Origin of the sequence: Hymenobacter setariae, from assembly GCF_007713685.1 — a bacterium.
In the GTDB taxonomy this organism is placed as follows: Bacteria; Bacteroidota; Bacteroidia; order Cytophagales; family Hymenobacteraceae; genus Hymenobacter; species Hymenobacter setariae.
The window spans coordinates 186947-213456 of record NZ_VMRJ01000007.1 but is presented as its reverse complement, the minus strand read 5'-3'; the positions used below and the strand labels follow the sequence as shown (position 1 = coordinate 213456).

Annotated in this window: 26 protein-coding genes; 18 read left to right on the top strand and 8 right to left on the bottom strand. The window is 58.8% G+C overall.

Annotated features, from left to right (window positions below; translation table 11 throughout):
• Positions 1-64: 64 nt before the first annotated feature.
• Both FNT36_RS23520 and FNT36_RS23515 read left to right on the top strand, forming a co-directional pair.
• Entirely contained in the window at positions 65-1189 is a 1125-nt protein-coding gene (locus FNT36_RS23520; protein WP_144852877.1) for a PhoH family protein, read from the top strand.
• A 248-nt stretch (positions 1190-1437) separates the two neighbouring features.
• A complete protein-coding gene (locus tag FNT36_RS23515; RefSeq protein WP_144852875.1) occupies positions 1438-1641 on the top strand; it encodes a hypothetical protein in 204 nt (67 codons plus the stop codon).
• Between the two features lie 180 nt (positions 1642-1821).
• Here FNT36_RS23515 and FNT36_RS23510 read toward each other — a convergent pair whose 3' ends face one another.
• The 4 genes from FNT36_RS23510 to FNT36_RS23495 form a co-directional block, all read right to left on the bottom strand.
• Positions 1822-2115: a DUF3817 domain-containing protein gene (locus FNT36_RS23510; protein ID WP_144852873.1), complete on the bottom strand. Its 294-nt coding sequence runs from the start codon at positions 2113-2115 to the stop codon at positions 1822-1824.
• A 34-nt stretch (positions 2116-2149) separates the two neighbouring features.
• Complete coding sequence (locus FNT36_RS23505) at positions 2150-2599, bottom strand: hypothetical protein (RefSeq protein WP_144852871.1); 450 nt, start codon at positions 2597-2599, stop codon at positions 2150-2152.
• An 11-nt stretch (positions 2600-2610) separates the two neighbouring features.
• The gene (locus tag FNT36_RS23500; protein ID WP_144852869.1) at positions 2611-3051 is read right to left on the bottom strand and encodes a DUF6010 family protein; all 441 of its coding nucleotides are present in this window, start codon (positions 3049-3051) and stop codon (positions 2611-2613) included.
• 105 nt (positions 3052-3156) lie between these two features.
• Complete coding sequence (locus FNT36_RS23495) at positions 3157-4065, bottom strand: AraC family transcriptional regulator (RefSeq protein WP_144852867.1); 909 nt, start codon at positions 4063-4065, stop codon at positions 3157-3159.
• A gap of 100 nt (positions 4066-4165) precedes the next feature.
• Here FNT36_RS23495 and FNT36_RS23490 point away from each other — a divergent pair, with 100 nt between their 5' ends.
• From FNT36_RS23490 to FNT36_RS23440, 11 genes are all read left to right on the top strand, one after another.
• Positions 4166-4600 carry a GNAT family N-acetyltransferase gene (locus FNT36_RS23490; protein ID WP_144852865.1) on the top strand — a complete coding sequence of 145 codons (435 nt, stop codon included), beginning with the start codon at positions 4166-4168 and terminating at the stop codon, positions 4598-4600.
• A 42-nt stretch (positions 4601-4642) separates the two neighbouring features.
• Positions 4643-6934 (top strand): ComEC/Rec2 family competence protein, encoded by a 2292-nt coding sequence (locus FNT36_RS23485; RefSeq protein WP_144852863.1) that lies wholly within the window; start codon positions 4643-4645, stop codon positions 6932-6934.
• Between the two features lie 132 nt (positions 6935-7066).
• Positions 7067-7873 (top strand): enoyl-CoA hydratase/isomerase family protein, encoded by an 807-nt coding sequence (locus FNT36_RS23480; protein ID WP_144852861.1) that lies wholly within the window; start codon positions 7067-7069, stop codon positions 7871-7873.
• 95 nt (positions 7874-7968) lie between these two features.
• Complete coding sequence (locus FNT36_RS23475; protein ID WP_144852859.1) at positions 7969-8436, top strand: sterol desaturase family protein; 468 nt, start codon at positions 7969-7971, stop codon at positions 8434-8436.
• Between the two features lie 185 nt (positions 8437-8621).
• Complete coding sequence (locus tag FNT36_RS23470; protein ID WP_144852856.1) at positions 8622-9542, top strand: MerR family transcriptional regulator; 921 nt, start codon at positions 8622-8624, stop codon at positions 9540-9542.
• A gap of 153 nt (positions 9543-9695) precedes the next feature.
• On the top strand, positions 9696-10256 hold the full coding sequence (locus tag FNT36_RS23465; protein ID WP_144852854.1) for an RNA polymerase sigma factor: 561 nt from the start codon (positions 9696-9698) through the stop codon (positions 10254-10256).
• 146 nt (positions 10257-10402) lie between these two features.
• Complete coding sequence (locus FNT36_RS23460; RefSeq protein ID WP_144852852.1) at positions 10403-11872, top strand: phytoene desaturase family protein; 1470 nt, start codon at positions 10403-10405, stop codon at positions 11870-11872.
• 102 nt (positions 11873-11974) lie between these two features.
• Positions 11975-12820, top strand: a complete 846-nt coding sequence (locus tag FNT36_RS23455) for a phytoene/squalene synthase family protein (RefSeq protein ID WP_144852850.1) — start codon at positions 11975-11977, stop codon at positions 12818-12820.
• A gap of 213 nt (positions 12821-13033) precedes the next feature.
• A complete protein-coding gene (locus FNT36_RS23450) occupies positions 13034-13504 on the top strand; it encodes a hypothetical protein (protein ID WP_144852848.1) in 471 nt (156 codons plus the stop codon).
• Between the two features lie 85 nt (positions 13505-13589).
• Positions 13590-14444, top strand: coding sequence for a 4-hydroxy-3-methylbut-2-enyl diphosphate reductase (locus FNT36_RS23445; protein ID WP_233636178.1), 855 nt, complete (start codon positions 13590-13592; stop codon positions 14442-14444).
• 27 nt (positions 14445-14471) lie between these two features.
• Positions 14472-15218, top strand: a complete 747-nt coding sequence (locus FNT36_RS23440; RefSeq protein WP_144852846.1) for a fatty acid desaturase — start codon at positions 14472-14474, stop codon at positions 15216-15218.
• 128 nt (positions 15219-15346) lie between these two features.
• Here FNT36_RS23440 and FNT36_RS23435 read toward each other — a convergent pair whose 3' ends face one another.
• The 4 genes from FNT36_RS23435 to FNT36_RS23420 all read right to left on the bottom strand — a co-directional run bounded on the left by FNT36_RS23435 (position 15347) and on the right by FNT36_RS23420 (position 19825).
• Positions 15347-15721, bottom strand: coding sequence for a heavy-metal-associated domain-containing protein (locus FNT36_RS23435; protein WP_144852844.1), 375 nt, complete (start codon positions 15719-15721; stop codon positions 15347-15349).
• A gap of 138 nt (positions 15722-15859) precedes the next feature.
• Positions 15860-18193: a TonB-dependent receptor gene (locus FNT36_RS23430; RefSeq protein ID WP_144852842.1), complete on the bottom strand. Its 2334-nt coding sequence runs from the start codon at positions 18191-18193 to the stop codon at positions 15860-15862.
• Between the two features lie 77 nt (positions 18194-18270).
• Positions 18271-18738: a hypothetical protein gene (locus FNT36_RS23425; RefSeq protein WP_144852840.1), complete on the bottom strand. Its 468-nt coding sequence runs from the start codon at positions 18736-18738 to the stop codon at positions 18271-18273.
• 88 nt (positions 18739-18826) lie between these two features.
• Positions 18827-19825: a DUF4886 domain-containing protein gene (locus FNT36_RS23420; protein ID WP_144852838.1), complete on the bottom strand. Its 999-nt coding sequence runs from the start codon at positions 19823-19825 to the stop codon at positions 18827-18829.
• Between the two features lie 358 nt (positions 19826-20183).
• Between FNT36_RS23420 and mraZ the strand changes: the two genes are divergently transcribed.
• The 5 genes from mraZ to FNT36_RS23390 are packed head-to-tail and all read left to right on the top strand — an operon-like array spanning position 20184 to position 26498.
• Entirely contained in the window at positions 20184-20666 is a 483-nt protein-coding gene (mraZ, locus tag FNT36_RS23415; protein WP_144852836.1) for a division/cell wall cluster transcriptional repressor MraZ, read from the top strand.
• Positions 20666-21613 carry a 16S rRNA (cytosine(1402)-N(4))-methyltransferase RsmH gene (rsmH, locus tag FNT36_RS23410; RefSeq protein WP_233636177.1) on the top strand — a complete coding sequence of 316 codons (948 nt, stop codon included), beginning with the start codon at positions 20666-20668 and terminating at the stop codon, positions 21611-21613. The genes mraZ and rsmH overlap by 1 nt, the downstream gene beginning before the upstream one ends.
• Before the next feature lie 4 nt (positions 21614-21617).
• Positions 21618-22547 carry an FtsL-like putative cell division protein gene (locus tag FNT36_RS25730; RefSeq protein WP_233636176.1) on the top strand — a complete coding sequence of 310 codons (930 nt, stop codon included), beginning with the start codon at positions 21618-21620 and terminating at the stop codon, positions 22545-22547.
• Positions 22531-25029 carry a penicillin-binding protein gene (locus FNT36_RS23395; protein WP_144852834.1) on the top strand — a complete coding sequence of 833 codons (2499 nt, stop codon included), beginning with the start codon at positions 22531-22533 and terminating at the stop codon, positions 25027-25029. The genes FNT36_RS25730 and FNT36_RS23395 overlap by 17 nt, the downstream gene beginning before the upstream one ends.
• Positions 25029-26498, top strand: a complete 1470-nt coding sequence (locus FNT36_RS23390; protein ID WP_144852832.1) for a UDP-N-acetylmuramoyl-L-alanyl-D-glutamate--2,6-diaminopimelate ligase — start codon at positions 25029-25031, stop codon at positions 26496-26498. The genes FNT36_RS23395 and FNT36_RS23390 overlap by 1 nt, the downstream gene beginning before the upstream one ends.
• Positions 26499-26510: the final 12 nt, after the last annotated feature.

Genomic DNA, 26510 nt, shown 5'->3' with positions numbered 1-26510 from the left:
GCCTGCTACTTAGGCCCCAACGTTGGTTGCCTTTCTCTTTCCCTATCCCCCCTGCTTTACGCGCTTGGTCGAAAAAGTCATCACCCTCGAAAATGTCTCCCTGGTCGATTTCCTAGGGGCCGACAATCAGAATATCCGTCGTATTGCGGCCGCCTTTCCAGGCTCTAAAATCGTGTCGCGCGGCAATGAAATCAAAGTGCAAGGGCCAGCCGAGGCTATCACGCGGGTCAACGACATCCTGAGCTCGCTCATCGAGCACTACCACCAGTATGGGGTTGTGACCGACCGCGACGTGAACCTGCACCTTTCGGCTACTTCGGAAGAAGCCGAAGGCCGCGTGCTAGCGGCCTCCCCCGACGTTATTCTGTTTGGGGCCAAAGGCGGTGTCATCAAGGCCAAAACGCCCAACCAGCAAAAGCTGGTAGACGCCGTGATGAAGCACGACCTCACCTTCACGCTGGGCCCGGCGGGCACTGGCAAAACGTACATTTCGGTAGCGCTGGCCGTGCGAGCGCTTAAGAATAAAGAAGTTAAGAAAATCATCATCTCGCGCCCCGTGGTAGAGGCCGGCGAAAGTCTAGGCTTCTTGCCCGGCGATATGAAGGAAAAGGTAGACCCCTACCTGCGCCCCATCTACGACGCCCTGGAAGACATGATTCCGGCTGAAAAGCTGAAGTTTTACCAGGAAAACAAGATTATCGAAATTGCCCCGCTGGCCTACATGCGTGGCCGCACGCTCAACAACGCCTTTGTGCTGCTCGACGAGGCCCAGAACACCACGCCGAGCCAGATTAAGATGTTCCTGACCCGCATGGGCCCCTCGGCCAAGGTGATGGTAAACGGTGACCGCAGCCAGATTGACCTACCCACCCGCCAGAAATCAGGTTTGATGCAGGCGCTGGACATTCTGCGCGACGTGCCCGGCATCGGCTTTGTCGAAATGAATGCCGACGACGTGGTGCGCCACCGCTTGGTAAAAGAAATTGTGCAGGCCTACGATAAGTTTGATGTGGCTGAGCAGCGACGCGACGCCGAAAACAAGCAGCGCCGCCGTGAAGGCTACGACCGCGACCGCAACGAGCGGGGCGACCGCTCGAATAACGGCTACCGCGACCGCCGCCACCCCGACGACCGCAACTACGACCTCCCCGAAACCGAGCTGCCCGTGAACCACGAGCAGGCGCTGTAAATAAGAAAAGCCCCGGCCAACTTGGCTTGGTCCTTACCCAAAATCTTTTTCGGACTTCCCTAGGGTAACGCAATGCCCCTTTTTTGCTAGCTGACCCCGCTTGACAAGCGGTAAACCGGATAAGCAATCACGCAAAAACGCCCTTCCAGCCATATGGCCGGAAGGGCGTTTGAGTTTTGGGTAACGACAAGGCCGGCGAGGTTGGAGCTTTTTCGTAGCTTGGCAGCTCACCTTTTCATAGACTACCAATGGCGCAACGAGTAATTACGGAAGTAATCAGCTTAGCTTCTACAAAACTGTCTTCTGCAGCAGCATACGCGGTCTCTTTGGAGATGAAACCAGAAGGCGACACGGCCAAAGCTATTAAAGAGGGATGGGTAATCAAGCAGGTCGCTACTTGTATTGAAAGTGGCTATCACTGCTCAACCTTTATTTTGGAAAAGCCAGATTAACCAAATCAGAATTTTACTCTTGACCAATAAAAAGCCCTGCTACTTAGTGCCTTGTCCTTACCCAAAACTCAAAAAGCGCTGGCCTACTGGCTGGCGCTTTTTGAGTTCTGGGTAAGGACAAGCCAACTAGGTCGGGACTTTTTTGTAGGTTTTTGCAGCTACTCAGCTAGCGCCAAGCGGTTAGTCCTGAAACAAATGCCGCTCGGCATAAAACGCTCCGAACGGCAGCACCGACAGCAGCAGTGCTAAGCCGACCTTGCGCACAGACCAACGCAGCTCAATGGCGTTTTGCACCAGCAGCAGCACGTAGGACACAAACAAAACGCCGTGCGCCAAGCCCACCCAGCGCACTGCCAGCGGCTGCCCGGCCAAGTACTTTAGAGGCATGGCCACGCCCAGCAGTACTAGTAGCGAGAGTCCTTCCAGAATACTGATGAGTCGCAGGCGACCTAGGGCAGATAGTAATAAATTCATTGCTAAATAATTGGTTTACAAACTAAGCGTAAAATTAAACCCGAAACCACGGCCGCGAGGCAAACGGAATACCTAGCAGGAGCAGCGCCGTCGCCACCGAATAGCTCAGGGCGGCCCAGCGGTGCCGCGCGGCATCGGCAGCCGTGCGCTTGGCAATGCTCTGGCCAATTTGGGCCACCACGATAGCCGTGAGCATCAGGCTGATATGCGTGATAGACCAAAAGCGCAGTGTGGGGTCGTGCCAGGCAGCCGCGCGGTTGGCAGCGGCCATTTTAGTCCAGGGGCTGAGGCCGAAATACAGCGTGAAACCCAGCAGCAGTTGCAGATGCAGCAGCCCGGTGAGCACATTGCCCGCCAGGCGGTCGGCCCGCTGGTAGGGGAGAGCCCCCAGCCAGCCGCGGTAGGCAAGCCCTAGGGCCATGAGTAGCGCCAGCAGCACGGCCCAGCGGTTCCAGGAGTGCAGTGCAAGAACGAAAGAGTACATGGTGCTGAGGCTTAGCGCTGAGGGGCCGGTCGTTTTACTAGTCGAGCAGCTATCATATATACAGAAGGGGCGCCGCCAAAAAACCAACCTGCAATCAACGCGTCGCACAGCGCGCACTGCGCCGACGACAGCGGCACGAGCGCGATAATGGGCGTGCCATAGAAGTGATGCAGTACATCCCAGCCAGTGTGTAGCAGCCAGCCCACGCCCAGCAGCGCGTAAGAGCGCAGTCCGCCATACGCCACCAGCAGCACTACTCCCGCAAACACGTATTCCCAGGCACCTAGGCCACCGTTGAAGTAAACGCCGCTGGCGCCTGCCACCAAAATGGCCATTGCCTGCTGGCGGCGCGGCTCCGCTAGTAGCGAAGCCAACAGGCAGAAAATCAGAAAAACTAAGGTGGCAGTCAGCGCATCTTGCCAGGCAAATGCCGGAGCGAGGGATAAAATCATGAGGCAGCAAGCTCAAGGTGAAAAGCTGCGACAAAGGTCTAGCCGGCCCTAGGCTGTTAGTTAGGATAAAGCAAGCCGATGCTAGGACGTTTCAATCAATCAGGCTCAAAAGCTGGCCCGAGTCGCCGGCCGCCGCAGCACGCTGGGCGGGTGCCCTTCTACCTTCTTGAACAAGCGGCTGAAATACGAGGCGTCGGCTATACCCACCAAGGCCGCTACTTCGGCCACGGGCAGCGTAGTCTGAAACAGCAGCGACTTAGCTTCGAGTACTAGGGCCTCGTCAATCCAGGTAGTGGGCGACTTGCCAGTGACGGATTTTACCGCTTTGTTGAGGTGGTTGGGCGTTACATGCAATAAATCAGCATATGCCGCCACCCGGTGCAGATGCCGAATGTGCTGGCTCAGCAGCTGCTTGAAGGCGTGCGCCAGCACAGCGGCCGCCGAAGCGCCAGCTCTCGACAGCGGCTGATACGCATAGTCTGCTTCCGTGAATAAGGCGGCTAAATACGCCCGCAGCAAGGGTAGGGCCCCAAGGCCAGCTTGCCCATAAGCCGACAGCAGCCGCTGCAGTAGCACTTGGACAAAACCGGCTTCTACCGTGCCGAAGTGAATAAGCGGCTGGCCCCAGCCCGTCAAAAACTCAAACTCGCCAGCTCCGGCAGCCAGTAGCAGGTCGGGATGCACGTGCAACAGGTAGCCCGTGTTCACGTCGTCGGGGCGGAAGGAATAGATTTGGCCAGCGGGCACTAGCAGCAGGTCATTGATTCGCGCTACGTAGTGGTCATAGCCAATGGTCATGCGCGCCTCGCCCGAAGTGATAAACAGCGCGCTGTGCGCTAGCGAGCGCACGGGCGGCACCGGCCCGTGCAGGTGACGGTACATGTCCTCGACGCGCAAGATGAAAAACTGCTCGGGCTGACCATTGAGCAACGTTTGTAAAGCTGGGTCAGGCTCAAAAAAGGTCGGAATAAACGACTGCGGCTGGTGCAGCGGAATGGGCGAAACGTCGTTCATAGCAGGCAAAATAGGGAGAGGCTGTCAATGCTGCCTATTACTTAGGTGCGCGGCCCAGCCCGGATATTTGCGCCCTAGGTAACTTCCTACTGTTCTCCCCATGACTACTGCCAGCAAAGTATCTGACCTGCGCGACCTCGACGCTGCCTTCACCATCCGCGAAAAAGTGTTTGTGCAAGGACAAGGCGTGCCCGCCGACGACGAATACGACCAGCACGACCGCCAAGCCACCACCCGCCACTATCTAGTTCGAGTAGACGGCCAGCCCGCCGGCGCCGCACGTTGGCGCCCCACTGACAAGGGCGTGAAACTGGAGCGCTTCGCCGTGCTCGACGAGTTTCGCAATCAAGGTGTAGGCACCGCGCTGGTGCAAGCCGTGCTGGCCGATGTGCGCGCCGAGGCACCCGACGCGGCCCAGGTATACCTGCACGCGCAGCTGCGCGCCATTCCGCTTTACGAGCGCACCGGCTTTCAGAAAGTAGGGGAGATGTTCGAGGAGTGCGACATTCAGCACTATAAGATGGTGTTAGGCTAAGCTGGTCAGTTATATTGCGGAGCTGTTCATGCGGCTCGCTTTATGATTAACTGGTCTTCGGCTCCCTTCTTGCGCGTAGCGCTGGCCTTTATCCTAGGCATTGCGGCCTACCTCTACCTAGGGCAGGGCTGGGTCGGCAGCGCAGCTCCGTGGGCAGTGGGGCTGGTGGGCGCCTACCTGCTGCTGTGGTACTGGAGCCAACGGCAGCCCACGCCCGGGGCCACCGATGCGGCGGGCCTGCTTGGCCTGCTGGCGGTGGCCGCGCTGGGTTTTGCCCGCGTGCAGGGCGCCACCGAAAGCCGCCGCGCCGACCACCTAGGGCACTTTGTACCGCATATCGAGTATTACCGCGCTACTATAGATGAGGCGCCCGTGGTGCGGACTAACACCTTTGCCACCACGCTGCGGGTGCAGGCCGTGCGGGTGGCGGGACGCTGGCAAGCCGCCACGGGCGGCATCCGTGTAAGTTTGCCGCGTCACGAAACCACCGCCACCGTGTCCGCCCCGCGCTACGGCGAGGTGTGGCTGGTGCAGGGCTCGCCCGAGCCGAGCAAAGGCCCAGCCAACCTAGGCGAGTTTGACTACCGCCGCTACCTGCAGTATCATCAGGTTTATCATTCGCAGTTCGTGCACCAGGGCCAGTACCGGGTGCTGGGCCAGGCGCCACTGAGCGCCGTGGTGGCACTCAGCCAGCATGCGGCGGCCGTGCTTGATGGGGTATTTCGGCGCTATGTCAAAAGTCCGCCCGAATATGCCCTAGGTACGGCCCTGGTGCTGGGCTTCCGCGACGACATCGACACCGCTACCAAGCAGGCCTACGCCAATACTGGCACCACGCACATTATGGCGGTATCGGGCTTGCAGGTGGGGCTGCTGTTTGCGGCGTTGCAGTGGCTGCTGGCGCGGCTGCCGCTGGGCAGCTCGGCGTTGCGGCGGCGCCTGCTCACGGCTAGCCTGGGGCTAGCCCTCATCTGGAGCTACGCCTTCCTGACGGGCCTTTCAGCATCAGTGCTGCGCGCCACCGTGATGTTTACCCTTGTGATAGTAGGTCAGGCCTGGGAGCGCCAAAGCAGCTTGTTCAACACCCTCAGCGCCGCGGCCTGCTGCCTGCTTCTCTACAATCCCTACCTGCTCTGCGACGTTGGGTTTCAGCTCTCCTTTCTGGCGGTGGTCAGCATCGTATACCTGCAGCCGCGCATTGTACGCTGGCTCGACGTGCGCAATTGGGTGCTCGACTACCAGCGCAGCTGGCACCGCCCGGCCCGGCAGCGCCTAGGGCGTGCGGGCGCGTGGCTCGCCGATGCGGCTTGGCAACTCACGGCGCTATCTATCGCGGCGCAAATCGCCACCTTCCCGCTGGGGCTATATTATTTCCATCAGTTCCCGTTCAATTTTCTACTTTCCAATCTCATCGCGGTGCCTATTTCCAGCATCGCAGTGTACGTGGGCGTGGTGTTACTACTGGTGAAAGGACTCGTGGCTGTGCCCGCTTTATGGCTGCCAGCGCTCGACTGGGCACCTAGGGCCGTGGGTTGGGCGTTTCAAAGTCTTATTTGGGCATTCAATAAGTACATTTTTCTTGTTGGCCAACTGCTGCCTGGGGCGGTGGTGGGCGGCGTGCACCTCAACCAAACCCAGACGCTACTCATCTTCTTACTCATTGGGGCTGTGTGCGCATTCTTTGCCACGCGGCGGCTGGCTTGGGTAGGCGGCGGGGTGGCCCTGCTGGCACTGTATGCCGGCAGCCGGGTAGCCGAGGCGGCCGAGGTGGCGCCCGTGCGCGAGTTTGTAGTATACAGCATTCCGCGGCGTTCGGTAGTGGGTTTTTGGCAAGGCGCCGCGCCCGAGTTTGTAATGGCCGACTCGCTGCCGCTCTCCGAAACTGAGCGCACCTACCGCCTCAAGCCCAGCTTGATACTGCGCCGCGTGCGCCAGCCGCGCTATTGTGTGGGCTGGCAAGGTGCAGCCGTGCCTACACGGCTAGTGGGCGCCCCGTATCGTGTCGATTCAACTAGGCGCTACCCACCGGCACCGGTAGTGCTGGCCAGCTGGCGCGGCCTGCGCATCGCCTTCGTGAGTGGCCGGCTTCGGCGCTTGGCTGCTGGCGCCGCGCCGCTGGTGCCAGCTGATATTGTGGTGCTGCGCCGTAATGCTCGTATCTACCCCGACGGTCTGGCCGCGCATTTTGGCCCACGAGCACGGGTAGTGTTTGATTCCTCCTGCCAGCGCGGATATATTGCCCGCCAAGGTGCTGCCCTGCAAGCGGCAGGCTTCCGCATCTGGGACGTTAACGAGCAAGGAGCATTTAGTTATGCCCTGACGCTTAAGCACTGAGCCTATCCGGGAACTTCCACCGCGCCAATTGCCCTAGGGTAGGTGCGGGTGCGTTAGAGTGTAGCGAGTATATTGCGCATGGCTGGGTTTACGCTCATCATCTGCTTATTAACTTTCGTCGTATTTATTATTATGGAAAATTATCCGACCCAAGAGTTGTTGGCGCTGCGCTTCTTGCAGTACGAAGTCGACGGCCGCCTTGCTTACATCACACTCAATCGCCCCGCCAAGCGCAATGCCCTCAGCGCCGATGTGGTGACTGAGCTGAAGCAAGCCTTTGAAACTGCCGAAGCCGACGACGACGTTAAAGTCATCATTTTGCGCGCAAGCGGCGAGGTCTTCTGCGCTGGTTCCGACATCAAGTATCTGCAAGAGCTACAGGCTAATACCTACCAGGAAAATCTGGCCGATAGCACGCACCTGATGCAGCTGTTTCACCAAATTTATACCCTTAAAAAGGTGGTAATCGGGCAGGTGCAGGGCCACGCCCTAGCTGGCGGCTGCGGCCTGGCCGCGCTCTGCGATTTCACCTTTGCCGTGCCCGAAGCCAAGTTTGGCTTCACGGAAGTGAAAATCGGCTTCTTGCCGGCCATCGTGAGCGTATTTCTGGTGCGCCGCCTCGGCGAAACCCGCACCAAGCAGCTGCTGCTCAGCGGCGACGTCTTCACGGCGCAGCAAGCGCTTGACTATGGTCTCATTACCTTTTTGGTAGAGCAAGACGAGCTAGCCGATGCGGTGCGCGAATATGCCTTACGCCTAGTGCGCGAAAACTCAGGCAACAGCATGGAAATGACAAAAGAGCTATTGGCTCATTTGCCCGCCCTGAGCTTGGAAGAAGGCCTGCGCTACGCTGCTGAGCGCAATGCCGACGCCCGCGCCGCCGATGATTACCGCCGGGGCATCGCTGCGTTTTTGAACAAAGAGAAGATAGACTGGTAGTTATTTTTTTAGCTGTTGGCTTTTGGTCGCTAGCTGTTAGCTTTTTTTGAAAGCGGCACTGGCATAAAAAACTAACAGCCAACAGCTAATTGCTAATGGCTAATCTACTTATCGTCCTCGCCACCTTCGCCTTCATGGAATTTTGGGCGTGGTTTATGCACAAGTATGTGCAGCATGGGCCGCTGTGGGTGCTGCACCGCTCGCACCACGTGCGGCCCAGCCCGCGGCCCTTTGAGCGCAACGATTGGTTTTTTGCTATTTACGGTGCCATTTCGGCCGTGCTGTTTGTCACCGGCGACAATGGCGACCGGTGGTGGTTCTGGGTAGGGGTAGGCATTGCAGCGTATGGCACTGTGTATTTTTTTGTGCACGATGGTCTAATTCACGGCCGGCTACCCTTCTGGAAAAAGACTGATAATGTGTACCTAAGGGCTCTTAACATGGCCCACAAGATGCACCACAAAACGCAGGGCCGCGACCATTCTGAAGAGTTTGGCCTGCTCTGGGTATCACCTAAATACTTGCGCTTGGCGCGCCAGCAGGCCGCCCGGCGTGAGCAATGAGCAGACAGACGCATTGCCCCCTAGTTAAAAACATTTAATAGGTTTGTGGCTTATTCAATTTGACACAATCAACTATTTTATATCCTATCCAATCATCAACTTATTACCTAGGTCTTTCCCATTCGAAGCTCGTAGCTGGGCGCTACTGACGGGAAATTTTAGCTATCCAATTACTCACTAATCTCGTGGCTCGTTATTCTATCAGCGATTTAGAGCAACTCTCTGGAGTCAAAGCTCATACTATTCGCATCTGGGAGCAACGCTACAACTTGCTGAGCCCCAGCCGTACTACTACCAATATCCGCACCTATGGGGAGGCTGACTTGCGCCGCCTGCTCAACGTAGCGGCACTGTGCGCGCGTGGGCAGCGCATTTCGCAGGTGGTGCGCCTAAGCGAAGAGGAGTGCCAAACCGCTGCCTTGTCGCTTTGCAACGAAGTTCAGCCCGCCGATTTTGCCCGCCTCAATGCCATGCTGGGCGCTACACTCGACCTCGACGAGCCCCGCCTGCACCGCCTTTTCGATGAAGCCATCGAGCAGCTTGGCCCTGAAGACGCCCTGCTGCGGCTCGGCTACCCCCTGCTACAGCGCCTGAGTGTGTCGTGGAAGGAAGGCTCACTGAGCGTGGCTCAAGAGCGCCTAGTGGCGCAACTGCTGCGCCAAGAGCTAATGGCCTCGGCCGATGCTTTGCCCCTGATTCCGCTCAGCCAAGCCGATGCACCCCGCTGGCTGCTTTTCCTGCCTGAGGGCGAGTGGCAAGAGCTGGCCTTGCTCTTCATGAACTACGCCCTGCGGGCCCGCGGCCAGCAAGTGCTGTATCTAGGGCCCAACCTGCCGCTGCCCGACATCATAGCGGCGGCGCGGACTTTCCAGCCCACCGTGCTGGCTACCGTGCTTACCACTACGCCGGCTCGTGCTCAGTTAAACAACTATGCCGACGAGCTGCGCAAGCAGTACCCCGATGCTACGCTACTATTATTCGGGACACTGGCGGTACAAGCCAAACAGCTACCCGAGGGCTGCTTGCCAATGGCATGCCTACACGAATTTCGTGATTTAATTCCCGTTATAAATCAAGTAGTTGAAGCGCAGTTAACAGAAAAGTAAAGCAAGACCACGACCTAAGCGTCTCTTATTTGCGTAATCGGGCGGGGCTACGCGGGTTGGCGCAGGTATTCAAAAAAAACTGCTGCTATCGAGCCGTTTTTCTCACTTGTGGTCTACCTTTGTTTAAGATTCTGCTACGAACCCTTCAACAATATGACTTCTCTGGAATTCACTTCCCAAGTGCAGAAAATATCTTCATCGCTCCGCCCCGTGGCGATGAACCTCACCCGCGACGCTGACGATGCCAAGGACTTAGTCCAGGAAACGCTACTCAAAGCGCTGCTTAACAAAGATAAATTTAAGGCTGGTACCAATTTGAAGGCATGGTTGTACACCATCATGCGCAACACCTTCATTAACAACTATAACAAGATTACCAAGCGCAGCTCGAACATCGATTCGACTGAGTATTTCCAGTACTTCAATACCGACGAGAACTACATCACGCACAACGGGGCAACGACCGATTTCGTGGTGCGCGACATCAACGAGGCCATTGCCAGCCTAGGCTCGGATTACCGCACGCCGTTTATGATGTACTATATCGGCTACAAGTACCTAGAGATTGCGGAGAAGCTGCAAATCCCGATTGGCACTGTGAAGAATCGTATTCACATCGCCCGCAAGGACTTAAAAGCTGCTCTGCACGTGTATGCCCCTGCTGGGGCCGACCGCGCCGGAGCCGTACTTCTTGATGAGCCGGAGCAAGACTAACTTGCCGCCGCGTTTTGCGTTGTAAAGGGCCGCGCCTTCCGCCAGTTCGGAAGGCGCGGCTCTCGTTTTTAGTGATTAATGGTTAGTTATTAGTGCTTGATAACTGATTGTGAAATCACTACTACCTAACCACTAATCACTAAAAAGTGCCCCAGGCGATAGTAATAGGTGCCGGCTTTGCCGGTTTATCGGCGGCCTCTTTTCTGGCTCGGGCCGGGTGGCAAGTCACACTGCTCGAAAAAAACGCCGGGCCGGGCGGCCGAGCCCGGGTGTTTGAGGCCGAGAGGTTTACGTTTGACATGGGCCCGAGCTGGTACTGGATGCCGGGCGTGTTTGAGGACTACTTTAAGCAGTTCGGCAAAAAGGTATCAGACTATTATGAGCTAGTGCGGCTCGACCCATCGTATCAGGTCATTTTTGGCGACAAGGACACCCTAGGTATACCGGCGGGCATGCCGCAGCTGCGGCAGCTGTTTGAGGAGCTAGAGCCCGGCAGCGCGGCGCGGCTCGATGAATTCTTGGCCCAGGCGGCGTATAAATACGAGGTAGGCATCAACAAATTTGTGCACTTGCCTAGCCGCTCTGTGCTGGAGTTTGTGGACTGGGAAATAGTGAAGGGCGCGGTGCGACTCGACCTGCTGCAAAGCATGGCCAAGCACGCCCGCAAGTTCTTTAGCCACCCCAAGCTGCTCAAGCTCATTGAGTTTCCGGTATTGTTCTTGGGCGCTACGCCCGAGAACACGCCGGCGCTGTACTCACTCATGAACTACGCCGACCTGGCCCTAGGTACCTGGTATCCCAAGGGCGGCATGCACCAGATAGTGCGTGGCATGGTGGCGGTGGCCGAGGAGCTAGGCGTGAAAATCGAGTACAACCAAGAGGTGCAGGAGATAGTGGTAACCCAGGGCCGCACCACTGGTGTGCGCACGGCTACCGGCTTTTGGCCGGCCGATGCCGTGGTGGCCGGGGCCGACTACCAGCACATAGAGCAGCAAGTGCTGGCGCCAGAATATCGTCATTACTCGCCGGCGTACTGGGACTCGCGCACGATGGCGCCTTCGTCGCTGCTGTTCTACCTAGGTGTGAATCGCCCGCTGGATAACCTGCTGCATCACAATCTCTTCTTTGACGAAGATTTTTCGCAGCACGCGCACGAGATATACGAGGCGCCGCAGTGGCCCAGCCGGCCGCTGTTCTACGCCTCGGTACCCAGCAAGACTGACTCCACGGTGGCGCCCGCTGGCCAGGAAAACTTGTTCCTGCTTATTCCGGTGGCGCCGGACCTCGATGACCCTGAGGCCACACGCGAGAAATATTATAATTTGCTAATGGACCGGCTCGAAAAGCATTGCGGCCACCCCATTCGCGAGCATGTGGTGTACAAGCGCAGCTATGCCCACCGCGACTTTGTAGCCGATTATCACTCTTTCAAAGGCAACGCCTACGGATTGGCTAACACGTTGAAACAGACGGCTATCTTGAAGCCAACGCTCAAAAGCAAGAAGGTCAATAACCTGTACTTTACCGGCCAGCTTACGGTGCCGGGGCCGGGCGTGCCGCCTTCCCTGATATCGGGCCAGGTAGTAGCAGGTGAAGTGCTAAAGGAAATAAAGTAGCGCCCTAGGTTGGCAATAACCAGAACTATTGGTCCGCAAGCAAAGTAAGTAGCGAGAAAATAGCCGTTCTTGTACTTTTGGCGGCATATTTAGTCCTCATCCGTGAACCACGAACAGCTGTTTACTGACACTAGTTTAGCGTGTGCCCAGCTCATCACGCGGCGCTATAGCACGTCCTTCTCCTTGGGTATCCGTACCTTAGATAAGGAGTTGCACCGGGCTATCTATGCTATTTATGGCTTTGTGCGCTGGGCCGATGAGATAGTGGACACCTTCCACAGCCACGACAAAGCGGCGCTGCTGGCCACGTTTGAGCACGATACCTACGCGGCCATTGCTGCTGGCTTTAGCCTGAACCCCGTGCTGCACGCCTTTCAATGGGCGGTGAATGAGTACGGCATTGACCACGAGTTCATCGATGCGTTTTTGCGCAGCATGGAGATGGACCTAGAGGACCGCAACTACCGCCAGGAGCTGTACGAAAAATACATCTATGGCTCGGCCGAAGTGGTGGGCCTAATGTGCCTGCGCGTATTTTGCCACCAAGAGCCAGCCCGGTTTGAGCAGTTGCGTGAGCCCGCAAGGCGCCTAGGGGCCGCTTTTCAAAAGGTCAACTTTCTGCGCGATATCCGCTCGGACTACGAAGACCGGGGGCGCGTGTACTTCCCGGGGCTGCGCTACGAGCAGTTCGACAATGAGACCAAGCGGACGATAGAGGCCGACATCCGAGCCGACTTTGAGGCGGCCTATGTAGGCATTCAGCAGTTGCCGCGCTCGGCGCGGCTGGGCGTGCACTTGGCCTACGTGTATTACCTCAAGCTATTTTATAAGCTGCGGCAGGCACCAGCGGCCCAAGTGCTGGCCGAGCGCGTACGCCTGCCCGATAATACCAAGCTGCTGTTACTGCTCGGCTCATGGCTGCGGTATCGGTTGCGGCTGGTGGGGTAGCATCTAGGTCTACCTCGGCAGTACTAAAAAAAGCGTGTATCCCAGCTCGTTGCCGAACCTTACTGTGAGCGGTGATGTAGCTTTGGGACCATGAGAAAATTGCTGCTTATTCCCTTTTTGCTGCTCGGTGTTACTAGCAACGCTTTGAATAATAAGCATCTACATTCTATTTCTAGGCGTTTTGCGCCTCATCAAACGTTCATTCTGCTTCCCATGTCGCCTTCCAATCCGGCTGCCTTGCGCCGCCACTACGAGCAAGCTGCCGCTAATAAAGAGGCCGGTGAAAAATTTTATGACCTGTTGCACGGTTACAAAGGGCAGGAGGCATTGGTGCTAGGATACAAGGCTGCCTCTGAAGCTATTAAGGCGCGCGACGCGTCGATGCTCAACAAGCTGACTTATGTGCAGCAGGCGGCCCGCACCTTCGAGCAGGCTGTGACACTGGACCCTACCAATGCAGAAATTCGTTTTCTCCGATTCTCGGTTGAGAGCAATCTGCCGCCCTTCCTAGGGCTGAGCAAGCATGTAGACGAAGACAAGGCGTTTTTGGTAGCGGCGGCTCTACAACATCCGCGCTCGGGCCTCGATGATGAAGCCTTCCGCACGGTACGTGGCTTTCTGGTAGACCGTGGGCACGTGTCAGAAGCGCAGGCCGCGCAGCTGTCGCAAGTAAAAAGTAGCTAAGACACCTAGGGGCGACCTAGATTTAAGGCTAATTACTAACGTAATAAAGCAACCTTCGGCCGGCCTTTTTAGTTAGTTGAGCGATATGCAGTCCGGTTTGCACCTCAGTGTTCGCATCGATTCTAACTCCGGCTTTTGCTTTGGCGTGATTTACGCCATTCAGATGGCCGAGGACCTGCTCGACGAGCAGGGCTATTTGTATTGCCTAGGCGACATTGTGCACAACGATGAGGAGGTGCAGCGCCTAGAAGCCAAGGGCTTACGTATCATCGACTACGAGCAGCTGGCTGTATTGCGCGATGAGGCCGTACTGATTCGGGCGCACGGTGAGCCACCCAGCACCTACCAGCAGGCTTTGGTCAACAACCTGACGCTGATTGACGCCAGTTGCCCCGTAGTGCTGAAACTGCAAAACCGCATCAAGGCGAGCTTCGACCGGCGCGAAAAATTATTCATCTACGGCAAGCACGGCCACGCCGAGGTGCGCGGCTTGCTGGGGCAGACCAGTGGCGAAGCCATCGTGTTTGAGAACCTAGAAGAGCTGCTGCACCACGAACTGCCCGCCAACATTACGCTATATAGCCAGACGACAAAGAGCACGGAGTCATTTTACACGATTAAGACCGAGCTCGAAAGCCGCGGGCACTCGGTAACGGCACACGACACCATTTGCCGGCAGGTGAGCAACCGCGACCTGGACTTGCGGCGCTTTGCGGCGCAGTTCGACCAGGTGGTCTTTGTATCGGGCACGAAGAGTTCTAATGGCAAGGTGCTGTACCAGGTGTGTAAGGAAACCAATCCGTGCACGCACTTTATTTCAAAAACCGACGAGATATGTCCCTCTTGGTTTGGGCCAGGGCAGTCGGTTGGTATTTGTGGAGCTACAAGCACGCCCATGTGGCTGATGGAGCAGGTGCGCGATGTACTGGTGCGGCTGTAAGAATAATAAAGAAGCCTAGGTATGCACATGCTCCGCTCTACCGTTGCGCCCGTGAAAGTGGCCCCTAAGCCTCTGGCGGGTAGGGGGGTGCTTGCGGCTGGGCTCATTATTGCGGCTTGGGCTAGCTTATTAGTATTCTTACTGGCGTTTTATCAGCCCGACTGGCACTCGCCGGCGCCCTACTTGCTGCTGTTGCTACAAACACACTTGTATACTGGCCTTTACATCACGGGCCACGATGCTATGCACGGGGTGGTGAGCCACAATAAGCGCCTCAACAATGCCATTGGTACGGTGGCAACGCTGCTGTTTGCCTATAATTGGTTTCCGGGCCAGTTGCCCAAGCACCATCGCCATCACCACCACGTTGGCACCCAAGACGACCCTGACTACCACCCGGAGGGCCATCCCGGCTTCCTGCCTTGGCTCCTGCGCTTTGCCTGGAACTACGTGACCTGGTGGCAGGTACTGCTGATGGCTGCCACCTACAACGTGCTCAAAATCTGGTTTCCGCAGGCCAACGTTATTGCCTTCTGGATGGTGCCGGCCGTGCTAGCCACATTGCAGCTGTTTTTCTTTGGTACCTACTTGCCGCACCGCGGCGAGCACGAGCCCGACAACCACCATAAGTCGCGCAGCCAGCGCCAGTGGCCCTACCACGCCTGGGCATTCGTAAGCTGCTACTTCTTCGGCTATCACTACGAGCATCACGACCAGCCCTACCTACCCTGGTGGCGTCTGTGGCAAGCCAAGTCACAGATTAGTACGGATTGAAGTTGACTTCACGAATTACGTAAACTAAAAAGCCTGCCCAATTGGGCAGGCTTTTTAGTTGTATTAAACAACTACGTTTCTCACATCCTTCACCTATAGCAGCCGTGAAATCTGCTTCTATTCGCGATTTAGTGAGTAGCATTAGTCTTTTTGCAGCACTCAGGTAAGCGCTCGTAGGCGCGGTTATCAGCCGTGGCTTCGTCGGCATCATAGCCGGTTTTCTGTACGGCGGTGCGTAGGGCGGCCGTAGTGGTTTTGGCCGGGTTGTAGGTCACGGTCAAGACCTTGCTGGGCACGTCGAGGTGAGCCGCCTGCACACCTTTTTCGTAGGCTAGGCTTTTTTCGAGGCGGGCCTTGCACATGTCACACACGGCCGACGTCTTAAACTGGACTTGCTCGGTGCCTTTGGCCTTGGTGGCCGCCGCTACAGGAGCGGTTTGGGCCTGGGCGGCCAGGCCGCCAATGCTCAGCAGCGTGAGCAGGGAGAATGCGAAAGCTTTCATGAGAACAAAACAACTAAAATTAAATAATAAGTGCCACTGACGAGTAAGAACTCATAGGGCTAATTAGCTTGACAACTAAGTAGTCAGCCCGCCGCGGGCGTATGTGCGAAATCCGACAAACCCATTTGAAGCTGCGGTTTAGTCGATGTGGTAGCGGAGGCCTGCGTAAGTGAGGCGCCCATACACCGGGCCCCATACCATGGCCGCATCGAAGCCTGCACTAAAGGGCGAAGCTGCATTTTGGATAGGGTCGGGCTGGCGGTAATTAGTGAGGTTTTCGACACCTAGGTACACTTCCAGGCGCTTGAAAGCCCGCGTAACTTGTGCATTGAGCAGGGCATAGCGTGGGGCAAATTGCAGGCCAGAAGTGCCGGTGCCGTGCGCGTGTCCCACGTTGCTGCCATCAGCGGGCAGGTGGGCCAGGGGGCGCTCGCCAAACCACTGCACCGTGAGGTCGCCGCGCCACTTGTCGAAGGCCGAGGCGTATCCTAGGTTCAGGAAAGCGCGGTGTTGGGGCGTAAGCGGCTTGGGTAGCAGCTGGCCGGCGTAAGTGCTCTGCACATCGAGCCACTTGTAGGCGGCTTTCACTTGCAGGCCTTTGGCGGGTTCGGCCTGCACCTCAGCCTGTAGGCTGCGGGCGAAAGAGCGGGCGCCCGGCGTCAGGTTATCCAAGATGATGTACTGCGGGCTGGTGTACATATCCGCCACCAACTGGTTCTGGAAGCTCGTGTCGTAGTAATCGACCACGAATGTGGCTTGGCGCCCCAGCAGCTGGAAATACTGCGTAAGCGAGCCACCAAAATTCCAAGCCGTTTCGGGCAGCAGATTGGAAGCAATGTAAAACTCGCGGGCGCTGGCTAGCATCGCCGCATTGTCGGCAATAGGGTTAGGCACGCGCAGGCCCCGGCCGGCCGAAAGGCGCAGAGCGGTGGTGGGGCGCAAGTCGTACTTGAGGTTGAAGCGCGGCGTGACTTGCCAGCCGAAGAGGTTGTGGTAGTCGGTGCGCAAACCCAGCACAGCCGTTAGGTTGCGCGAGTTATTGTAGGTATACTCGGCAAAGGCGCCAGGCACGCGCTCAGTGCGGCGGCGGTTTTCGCGGGCGTCGATGGTGACCGGCGTATCGGTCGAATAGATGCGGCCGGTGCCTAGGTGCTCGCGGTAGTCGTCGTATAAGAAGCTCAGGCCCGCCCGGTACACGTGGGTGGTGTTCTGGATAACGCTCTGGAACAGCAGCGTGGCCTGCCCAGTGTTTTGGTGGCCGTCGTACTGGCGCGGCCCGGTGTCCTGCTTAAAGGAGTAGGTCGAGTTGAAGTCGTGGCTGGTGCTATTCACCAGCAGCCCTAGGCTCTGAAAGGGGCGACCGGGCCAGGTGTACGAGGTGCGCGCCTGGGCCGTGTAGCGGTTGGTGGTTTGCGTGGTGCCATAGTGCTGGCGGTAGGCATCGGTGGCGTCGGGGCGAAAATCCAGTTGCCCACCCTGCCGGGTCTCGCGCAGGGCACCCACGCCCAACTCGGCTACTAGGCCATTGCCCGAGAGGTACTTCACCTTGTCGTAGCCGTTGAACTGCGTAGCTAGCGGGAGGTCCAGAAAGCCGTCGCCGTTGCGGTCCACGCGGTTGCCGAGGTGGTCGTTGTGCAGCAGCAGTACGTTGCTCCATTTCTTGTTGAAGCGCTGCGACGACACGGCGTTCAAGTCAAATTTACCCAGGTCGTTGACATAGGCGTTGAGTAGGAGTTGGTCGGTTTTGTCGGGCTCTTTGAGCTGCACGTTCACCTGCCCCGAAATACCCTCGTAGCCATTCACCACCGAGCCCGTACCCTTGATGATATCGATGCTGCCAATCCAGGGGCCCGCCAGGTACCCTAGGCGGTAGGGGGCCGCCAAGCCGCGCAAGGCCGGCTGGTTGTCGATGGTCAGCAGCGAATATGCCCCATCGAGGCCCAGCAGCTGAATCTGCTTGGCGCCGCTCACCGCGTCGGCAGTGCTCACCTCTACAGCAGCGTTGGTTTCGAAGCTCTCGGCCAGATTGCAGCACGCCGACTTGGTAAGGTCCCGTGAGCTAATGGTCTGCAAGTTGCCCACTGCCTTAGCTGAGTAGGCAGGCGGGCGCCCCGTTACAGTCACCTCACCTAAGGCCGCGCCGCCGCGCAAGCTCACTCGCAGGTAGGGCGTGGTGCTGGTGGGTACCGTCACTGTATCAGCAGTATAGCCTACTGCGCTGATAATGAGCCGGTGGCTAACCTGCGCCGGAAAGGGCAGTACAAATGTGCCCGCGCCATCGGTGCTGGTAGTGGGGCCGCTGGCGCCGGCTGGTAGCAGCCAGCGCACTACGGCGCCGGGTAGGGGGGCGGCGCCCCCCGCCTCGTGCACCTCGCCGCGCACGGCCGCCCCGCTTTGGGCGTGGGCCAGCAGGGGCAGGCTGCAAAAAGAAATAAGTAGAGAGCGCGGAAATAACCCGCTAATAGCTAGCATATACGTCGAATAGTAATGATTTCTGAAAAACAAACGGCCAGTCTAGTCCAACTGGATTGGCCTTGTTCAGAAATCACCTAGACGACGAGCGTGCACCCGAGCGTAAGCAGTACTCGCCCCGCCTTAGGTACCCCCGGCGGTGACGAATTGGCGGCCGTGCCAGTGGCCACAGACGCGGCCAGTGGCGCCCTGAGCGATAGCCCAGTCCAGACTGGCGTTGGTAGTAATGCCGGCGGTAGCGCCGGTGGCGCCTCAGGCAGCCACTTTGCAAAGCCCGCCGCACTGCTCTGGGCATTGAGCTTGTGCTGCGAGTGGCTGATGTCGCAACAGCCGCTGGCGCGGCGCTTGCCGCAGGGCCGGCCTGGCTTGGTCGGGGTAGTCTCATCGCTATGGCTAGCCAAGCCTGGCAAACTCAACGCGACGGTGCTGCGCCCGCTAATACGGCAGCGGTGGCGCTCGGCCGTGAGCCCTACCGACGTAGCCAACACCAAAAGCGCCAGCAAGGCGCTCAGAAAACGGTGATGGTAGGGCAGAGGGCGTAGCATAACTTACACAAAAATACACCACCTAGGGCGCTTGCCGCGTGCAGCAAACGCCCTAGGTGGTGTAAAATTTGGCCAGCGGCTAAGTAGGCTAGCGGCGCCCGCTTTTGCCTTTAAGCTTGCCCTTCGAGAGTTTTTTAGCAGCCTGTACTTGCTCATAAGCCAAGCGCTGAAGCTGCACGGCCACGGGCGGCGTAATGCCCAGCGCGGCGGCGGCCTGCTCGGTGCCTCCTAGCTTGCGTGGGTCGTAGCCAGCCACCTCGGCCAGCAGCACGCACGCATTCAAGTAAGCCCCATAGGCGCTCGGGTGGTAATGGTCGCTGCCCCACAAGTCGACCTTGCCCGCCTCGGGAGCATAGGGGTTCGGCATGGCTACACCCTGCCGCACGGCCCGCAGCCAAGCATCACCGGCCGGCGCCACGCCCGCAAAATGCCCGTCGCGGGCCGCCTCCTGATAGTAGGCCGCGTGCAAGTCGTGGGTCATCGAGTCGAGCGGCAGGCCGCTGTAGTTCTTGCCGCTCGGGTAAGTAATATCAGCTCGCGCCCAAGTTTGGTAGAGGTACACCTGGGCGGCGGGATTGGCCGTGTGCACGGCTTGTTCGAGCCGGGTGGCATACTCGAAGAAGCGCGCCGGCTGCCCGCCGTGCCGCGTGGGCACCGGGCCAGTGCTGTAGTCGTGCATCACCACTTTATCCCACTTAGGCTGCCGAATGATAGCCAGAGCGCTATCGTAATGAAACTTCAGGGTTTGCCCGCTAATGACCTCCAAGTGGACGTCGTAGGGCAAGCCAGCCTCGTCGGTTAGCTTCTTAAAAATACCCGGAATGCCTCCCCAGGGGCGGTCCTCGTGCTCATACTGGCGGTGGCGCTGTCCAGCAGCGTTAGGCTTGAAGTTCTCGTCGGTAACAGCTGTGGCATTGTAGCTCAGCACAGGCTGGAAGGCGCCGTGAAAGAAGCTGTTGCCCACAAACAGGATAGTTTGTGGCCGAGTCGTGGCCGGCCGTTGGGCCCACCCAGGCAAGCCCAGCCAGCATAAAGCACCAACCAGCGCCCAGCGGCGCAGCGAGGAGAAAGGAAAGAAGCAATTCATGGTTGCAAGTAAGGCAGTCCAGCGCGTAAGTCGCTGGGCTCGGTAGCAAATCGGAGTCGCCAAGGCCCGCTCGGCAAGTGCACTCGGCAGCGCCTCTCCTCTCTTATATGCAACATAGTTGCTCAAATATTGGACTATCAAAAAAGTGACTTAAGTCGCGAGTAGACTTGGTTTTTCAAAGCTAGAGGGTTGCCAAATGGCAGTGCATCAAAGTTGCAAAATTGATAAAATATGCGTTTAAAGCTCGCTAAAGGACTTTTTACGCCGTGGTAAGAAGTGGTAGAAAGTGGCGGCTTTTTTGAAACGAATCGTACTTTTGTTCTTTAGCCCACGCCTAACGCCGCCGCTTCTTCCTGCCATGTCCTTATCTCTCACCGGCGAATACGATTGCAAGCTCGACCCCAAGGGGCGGCTGGTGCTGCCGGCGAAGGTAAAGGCGGCCCTGCCCGATGCCTATGCCAACCAGCTGGTGCTGGTGCGCGGCCTCGAGCCTTGCCTGGTGCTGTACCCTAGGTCGGCCTGGGACGTGATTCAGGCCCGGGTGATGGCCCTGGACGAATTCAACGAGGAGTACCGTCAGTTTCAGCGTAACTTTCTGCGGGGTGTGACGGAGGTAGAGCTCGACAACATCGGGCGCTTTTTGCTACCGGGCTCCATGCGCCGCTACGCCGGCCTAGAGAAAGAAGCCATTATCGTGGGCCTCGGCAACCGCTGCGAACTGTGGGACCCCGCCCGCTACGACGACTACCTTATTAAGGACCCGGGTGAGTTTTCTAAGCTGGCCCAAAAGTTCGTTTCCCTTTCACCCGATACGCCGGGCTCACCGGCTCTCTCTGCCTGATGAGCCTCGACCCTCGCCCCAACGATACCGCCTACCACCGCCCCGTGATGCTGGCCGAGTGCCTCGATGCGCTAGACCTGCAACCCGCCGGCCGCTACGTCGATGTGACGTTTGGTGGCGGCGGCCACTCGGCCCGCATTTTAGAACACCTATCGGAAGGCCACCTCTTCAGCTTTGACCAGGACGATGCCGCCGAGCGCGAAGCACAGGCGCTAGCTCGGCCGCAGTTCACGTTCATTCGGGCCAACTTCCGGCATCTTACCAGCGAGCTAGCTACCCTAGGGGCTTTGCCCGTCGATGGCCTGCTGGCCGACCTAGGGGTATCATCGCACCAGTTTGACACGGCCGGTCGGGGTTTTAGCACTCGTTTCGATGGGCCGCTCGACATGCGGATGAACCCCGAGGATGCCAGCGCCCCCACGGCCGCCGACGTGCTCAACGACTATGAGGAAGCCGCGCTGCACCGCATTTTTGGTATGTACGGCGAGGTCACCAATGCCCGTACCCTAGCTGCCACGGTGGTGCAGGCGCGCCGGCAGCGCCCGCTGCGCACCATTCAAGAGTTGAAGCAAGCTATTCAGCCCGTTACGGCGCGGGGCAAAGAGAATAAATACTTGGCGCAAGTATTTCAAGCCCTCCGCATTGAGGTTAACGACGAGCTGACGGCCTTGCAGGAGATGCTAGTGCAAACGGCCCAGGTGCTGCGCCCCGGCGCGCGCTTGGTAGTGATGAGTTACCACTCGCTAGAAGACCGGCTGGTTAAGAATTTCCTCAGCCAAGGCAAGTTCTTCGGCCAAGCTGAAAAAGACCTGTACGGGCGGACCAGCCTACCCTTTGAGGCGCTAACGCGCAAGCCCATCGAGGCTTCGGCCGACGAAGTTGCCCAGAATAGCCGTGCTCGCAGTGCCAAGCTGCGGGTCGGCGTCCGAACCTCTATTCCCGCGTAAGCTCATGGCCGCCAATACGCTTCGCCCCACTGCCGGGCCGCCCCGCACCAATGTAGCGCGCCCCACTGCGCCGCCTGCTCCCGAGCCTACGCCGGCGCCTGCCCCAGTAGCGCCTGAGCCGCTGCCGGCTCCGGTGGCCGCCGTGCCCGAGCCAGAGGTTGAAAAGCCCGCCCCGCCCCGCCGCAAACCCGCGCCCGAACAACCCGAGCGCCCGGCTTCTACTTGGAGCTTGTTTTCGCTGCTCGACCGGTTTACGGGGCTCGATAGCTTCTTTGAGGAGGGCTTGCCGGTGCAGTACCTGCCCAAGGTGCTGTTTATCATGCTGCTTACCTTGCTGTACATCGGCAACACGCACTACGGCAACCGCATGAACCGCAACATTCAGCGCCTCAAGCTGGAGACTGAGGACCTACGCGCCGACTACACTACGCTGTCGTCGGACTACATGGAGGCCAGCAAGCAGAGCGAGGTAGCGCGCAAGGTGGCCGCCATCGGGCTGGTCGAAAGTTCGTCGCCGCCCTTTCGCATTGCGGTGCCGGCTGGCCGCCTCGACGAGGCCGAACTAGAAGACATGCCTGTGCTCACGGCCGATACCCTGGCCGCCCGTGCTGCTCGCGATTCGGCCGCCGCGCAACGTGCCGATTCGCTCTTAGGTCGTGCTCGCCGCCAGCAAGCCGCCGAAGCCGCGGGCGCTGATGATGCGCTCGAAGCCGGTCCGCCTCCGCCCGGTTTGGAGGAGGAAGTTGATAATGACCACGTTGCTTCTGAGGTGCCCGCAGTTCAGGCTCGGAAGGCACCCGTAAGAAGTTCTGAAAAGAGTTCTAAAAAGTCCAAGACAGCACAAAATAAAACCACTTCCACGCGTTCTAGCAAGCCTCGGGCTGAAGTAGCCAAAGGCACTAAAAAGAAAGAAGCCCATGAAAGGAAGCGTTAAGAAATCCATCGTCACGCGGGTGCGGCTGGCATTTCTAGGCGTGGCTATTTTCTCGGGAGCCATTGCCTGGAAAATCTCGCACATCCAGTACCAGGAGGGCGCTAAATGGCGAGCCCTGGAGCAGGAGCGCCGCATCAGCTACCAGTCGGTGCCGGCCACGCGGGGCAATATTTTCGCCAGCGACGGCAAGAGCATCATGGCAACTTCGCTGCCCTTCTACCGGGTGGCGTGGGACCCGGGCGTGGTCGATAAGGTCATGTTCCAGAAGGGTATAGATTCGCTGGCTGGGAATCTTGCCCGCTTTTTTGGCGACCGTAGCAAGGAGGAGTACAAGCGCCGCCTGATTACGGCCTACAATGCCAAAGACCCCGCTGTGCGCTACCTGCGCCTGAACTCGCGGCAGATTAACTTTCAAGAGAAGAAGGAATTGACGAGCTGGCCCATCTTTCGGGCCAAGCGTAAAGGCGGGGTCATCTTTGAGAAGGTCGATAAGCGCTTTCGGCCTTTTGGTGGGCTGGCGCAGCGCACCGTGGGCTTCGTGAACGAAGACAAAAACGGGGCCGGCCTAGAGTTTACGTTTCAAACCAAGCTAGCTGGCAAGGCTGGCGAGGCGCTGTATGAGCGGGTGCCAGGTGGCATGAAGCCCGTGTACGACGGCACCGAAATCAAGCCTCAGCCGGGCTATGATATTAAGACGACGCTCGACATCAACTTGCAGGACGGCGCCGAAGATGCGCTGTACCAAGCCTTGGTGGCCAACGACGCACAGTACGGCTGCGCCATCCTGATGGAAGTGCGCACCGGCGAAATCAAGGCCGTAGCTAACCTAGGGAAGGCTTCAGACGGCACATACAAGGAAGACTACAACTACGCCTTTGCCGACCAGGGCCGCACCGAGCCGGGCTCCACGTTTAAGCTGGCGTCGATGATGGCTCTGCTTGAAGCACACCCCGAGATTCAGCTCGACGATATTGTGGACACCGGCAACGGACGCATGCTCATCGGCGGGGCGGTGAAAACGGACACCCACGGCTACGGCAAAGTGACCGTGCAGCAGGTGTTTGAGAAGTCATCGAACATCGGCGTGGCTAAGCTGATAAACCAGTATTTCAGTGGCAACCCTTCGGCCTATACCGACTACCTGAAGCGCTTCGGGTTACCCAAGCCCCTAGGGTTCCAGATGGCGGGCGAGGCCCTGCCTTACATCAAAGACCCCAAGGACCGGACTTGGAGCCGCACTTCGCTCACGACGATGTGTATCGGCTACGAGCTGAAAATCGCGCCCCTGCAAACGCTGGCTTTCTACAATGCCGTGGCCAATGGCGGCGTGAAAGTGCAGCCAATTATCGTGAAGGAAATCAAGCAGGCTGACCAAGTACTGGAGCAATTTGAAGCCCCGGTGTTAAATCAGAAAATTTGCTCCGACGAAACCCTGCGCAAGCTGCACGCCATGATGGAAGGTGTGGTGCTGGAAGGCACTGCCCGCAAAATCAGGCCCACCGACTACAGCATTGCGGGCAAGACGGGCACGGCGTGGAAATTCAAGAACGGCCACTACACTAAAACGTACTCGACCAGCTTCTGCGGGTTTTTTCCGGCCGATAAGCCTAAGTACAGCTGCATTGTGGTGATAGACTCGCCGAGCAAGGGTGGCTGGTCGGGGGCCGAAGTAGCGGCTCCGGTATTCCGTGACATCGCCGACCGCTGCATGGCGCGCGACCAAGCCAGCCAGCGCCCCATGCTGGCGCGGGTGCCCGCCCACCGCTCGCCAGCGCCGCTGGTGCGCGCCGGGGTGCAGGATGAGATAGCGCTCGTGTGCCAGCGCATTGGCCTGCCCGCCCAAACCCGGGCCACCGGGGGCGAGGAATGGGTGCGAGCCACCCGCGCCGTAGACACAGCCGTGGTGACGCGCGCCGTAGAAGTGACGCCCAACACCACCGTGACCCGCGCTGGCCGCATGCCCGATGCCCGCGGCCTTACGCTGCGCGATGCGCTATTCTTGCTCGAAAACCGGGGTCTAAAGGTGCGCACCAATGGCACCGGCCGCGTGCGTGAGCAGTCGGTAGCGCCCGGCGAGTCGGTGAAGCGCGGGGCGGTGGTGAGTCTGGCCTTGGCGCCCACTGCGGCTCTGGCCGCAGCGCCGATGGCCCTGCCCGAGCCGACCCACACCGAGATTGCCGAGAACACGCTGCTGGTGCCTGCTGAGCACGAAAGCCGCCCCATTCGCAGCACCAAGCTGGTAGCGACCAAGCCGGCTAGGTCGGCCGACAAGCCCGCAAAGGCTAAAGGTGCCACGAAGACCGAATCTACCTCGCCCAAGGACAATAACGCTAAAGCCAAGCCCGCGAAAGCGACCGCGCCTAGCACCGACAAGAAAAAGCAGGCGCCTAAGAAAACCTCCGCGGCTGACATCCGCACCGCGCAGCAGCCCGCCGCCAAGCCTGCGATAGCCAAAGGCAACCGCGCCCCTAAATCTGCCTAATGAACCTTCCGCTCTTTTCCTTACTCACCGAGGTCATCGTGCTGGCGCAGCATGGCTCGCCCGACGTGCCCGTTAGCGGCCTGACGCTTGACTCGCGCCAGGCGGGGCCGGGTCTGCTATTCTGCGCCCTGCGCGGCACTGCAACCGATGGACACCAGTTTATCGGCAAAGCCGTGAGCCTAGGGGCCGCCGTAGTGGTGTGCGAGGAGCTGCCTGCCGAGCTAAACCCCGCCACTACCTACGTGCAGGTGGCCGACAGCGCGGCAGCCCTAGGTCCCATTGCCAGCGCGTTTTACGGGCATCCGTCGCGCCAGCTTCAACTGGTGGGCGTCACGGGTACCAATGGTAAAACCACCTGTGCTACGCTCTTGCACAAGCTGCTGCGTGAGCTAGGCTATCACTGTGGCCTGCTGAGCACAGTGCAAAACCAGATTGACGAAACGGTGGTGCCCAGCACCCACACCACACCCGACGCTATTCGGCTCAACGAGCTGCTGGCGCGCATGGTGGCGGCCGGCTGCACTCACGCCTGCATGGAGGTGAGCAGCCATGCCGTGGCCCAGCACCGCATTGGCGGGCTGCGCTTTGCGGGTGGCGTGTTTACCAACCTTACCCACGACCACCTCGACTACCATGGCACGTTTGACAATTACCTAAAGGCTAAAAAAGGCTTTTTCGACGCGTTGCCTAAGTCGGCTTTTGCCCTCACGAATGCCGACGACAAGCGCGGCCCGGTGATGCTGCAAAACACGGCCGCCCGCCGCGCCACCTACTCGCTGCGCACGGCCGCCAGCTTCCGCGCTAGGCTGGTTGATAATGAGCTGCACGGCCTGCACCTGGAGATTGAGGGCCGCGAAGTGCAGTTTCGGCTGATTGGCATTTTCAATGCCTACAACCTGCTGGCGGTGTACGGTGCCGCCGTGCTGCTGGGCGAAGACCCCACCGAGGCGCTTACCATCCTCTCGGGCCTCACCACGGCGCCAGGTCGCTTCGAGCCAGTGGCCGTGCCTGGCAGCGCCATCATTGGCCTCGTGGACTACGCCCACACACCCGACGCGCTCGAAAACGTGCTGCAAACCCTGCACCAGACGCGCCGGCCCGAGCAGCGCATCATCACGGTGGTGGGCTGCGGTGGCAACCGTGACGCAGCTAAGCGCCCCATCATGGCGCGGCTAGCCGCGCAGCTTTCCGACCAAGCCATCCTCACCGCCGATAACCCGCGCGACGAGGACCCGCTGGACATCCTGCACCAGATGCAGGCCGGCCTCACGCCGCCCGCCGATGCGCACGTGCAACTGATACCCGACCGCCGCCAAGCCATTCGGGACGCCGTGAGCCTGGCCCGGCCCGGCGACCTCGTGCTGGTGGCTGGCAAAGGCCACGAAACCTACCAGGAAATAAAGGGTGTCAAACTACCCTTCGACGACCGAGAGGAACTGCGCAAAGCACTCTCAGAAATTAAAAATTAAAGGACCTTTATC

Excerpts from the sequence above, each read along its gene's own strand:
- FNT36_RS23465 (WP_144852854.1), top strand. The coding sequence starts at position 9,696 with ATGACTTCTCTGGAATTCACTTCCCAAGTGCAGAAAATATCTTCATCG.
- FNT36_RS23500 (WP_144852869.1), bottom strand. The coding sequence starts at position 3,051 with ATGATTTTATCCCTCGCTCCGGCATTTGCCTGGCAAGATGCGCTGACT.
- FNT36_RS23515 (WP_144852875.1), top strand. The coding sequence starts at position 1,438 with ATGGCGCAACGAGTAATTACGGAAGTAATCAGCTTAGCTTCTACAAAA.
- FNT36_RS23390 (WP_144852832.1), top strand. The coding sequence starts at position 25,029 with ATGAACCTTCCGCTCTTTTCCTTACTCACCGAGGTCATCGTGCTGGCG.
- FNT36_RS23440 (WP_144852846.1), top strand. The coding sequence starts at position 14,472 with ATGCTCCGCTCTACCGTTGCGCCCGTGAAAGTGGCCCCTAAGCCTCTG.
- FNT36_RS23450 (WP_144852848.1), top strand. The coding sequence starts at position 13,034 with ATGTCGCCTTCCAATCCGGCTGCCTTGCGCCGCCACTACGAGCAAGCT.
- FNT36_RS23490 (WP_144852865.1), top strand. The coding sequence starts at position 4,166 with ATGACTACTGCCAGCAAAGTATCTGACCTGCGCGACCTCGACGCTGCC.
- FNT36_RS23420 (WP_144852838.1), bottom strand. The coding sequence starts at position 19,825 with ATGAATTGCTTCTTTCCTTTCTCCTCGCTGCGCCGCTGGGCGCTGGTT.
- FNT36_RS23445 (WP_233636178.1), top strand. The coding sequence starts at position 13,590 with ATGCAGTCCGGTTTGCACCTCAGTGTTCGCATCGATTCTAACTCCGGC.
- mraZ (WP_144852836.1), top strand. The coding sequence starts at position 20,184 with ATGTCCTTATCTCTCACCGGCGAATACGATTGCAAGCTCGACCCCAAG.
- rsmH (WP_233636177.1), top strand. The coding sequence starts at position 20,666 with ATGAGCCTCGACCCTCGCCCCAACGATACCGCCTACCACCGCCCCGTG.
- FNT36_RS23475 (WP_144852859.1), top strand. The coding sequence starts at position 7,969 with ATGGCTAATCTACTTATCGTCCTCGCCACCTTCGCCTTCATGGAATTT.
- FNT36_RS23435 (WP_144852844.1), bottom strand. The coding sequence starts at position 15,721 with ATGAAAGCTTTCGCATTCTCCCTGCTCACGCTGCTGAGCATTGGCGGC.
- FNT36_RS23485 (WP_144852863.1), top strand. The coding sequence starts at position 4,643 with ATGATTAACTGGTCTTCGGCTCCCTTCTTGCGCGTAGCGCTGGCCTTT.
- FNT36_RS25730 (WP_233636176.1), top strand. The coding sequence starts at position 21,618 with ATGGCCGCCAATACGCTTCGCCCCACTGCCGGGCCGCCCCGCACCAAT.
- FNT36_RS23505 (WP_144852871.1), bottom strand. The coding sequence starts at position 2,599 with ATGTACTCTTTCGTTCTTGCACTGCACTCCTGGAACCGCTGGGCCGTG.
- FNT36_RS23395 (WP_144852834.1), top strand. The coding sequence starts at position 22,531 with ATGAAAGGAAGCGTTAAGAAATCCATCGTCACGCGGGTGCGGCTGGCA.
- FNT36_RS23480 (WP_144852861.1), top strand. The coding sequence starts at position 7,067 with ATGGAAAATTATCCGACCCAAGAGTTGTTGGCGCTGCGCTTCTTGCAG.
- FNT36_RS23510 (WP_144852873.1), bottom strand. The coding sequence starts at position 2,115 with ATGAATTTATTACTATCTGCCCTAGGTCGCCTGCGACTCATCAGTATT.
- FNT36_RS23425 (WP_144852840.1), bottom strand. The coding sequence starts at position 18,738 with ATGCTACGCCCTCTGCCCTACCATCACCGTTTTCTGAGCGCCTTGCTG.
- FNT36_RS23495 (WP_144852867.1), bottom strand. The coding sequence starts at position 4,065 with ATGAACGACGTTTCGCCCATTCCGCTGCACCAGCCGCAGTCGTTTATT.
- FNT36_RS23430 (WP_144852842.1), bottom strand. The coding sequence starts at position 18,193 with ATGCTAGCTATTAGCGGGTTATTTCCGCGCTCTCTACTTATTTCTTTT.